Annotated in this window: 1 pseudogene; it reads right to left on the reverse strand. The window is 47.4% G+C overall.

The features are described from left to right. Positions 1-386: pseudogene (locus tag UF06_RS18900) on the reverse strand (AAA family ATPase); the annotation flags it as partial.

Consider the following 386-nt stretch of genomic DNA (forward strand, 5'->3'; position numbering starts at 1 on the left):
TGAGGGATGTACCTGAAATATGAACACGTAGCATCGGTGTCGTTTTCGGTAATCGAAGGTGGGAACTAGACACTGGTCGCTGCAAAGTAGGCGTTATAGGTGGCGTACCCTAATGACGGTGGGGTATCACTCAGGATAATATCAAACTGATCTCGCACAGGGTTGATAATCTCACTCAAAATTGAGTAAGGGGAAGGCAGTTTGTGGCTAAACACTTGCTCATGAAAACAGCCCTCAATCGCTCGGTCGGTTTGTGATGCCGGTAGGATACGCAGATTAGGCATGGTGGTTTTCAAAACAGAGTCCGACACCACATGGGCCAACGTTTCACCTTCTTCGTGATCAAAGTTTTGCATCATCATGTCTCCCACGGACAAACAACCTTC

This window comes from Vibrio sp. S234-5, from assembly GCF_000960595.1.
GTDB lineage: Bacteria > Pseudomonadota > Gammaproteobacteria > Enterobacterales > Vibrionaceae > Vibrio.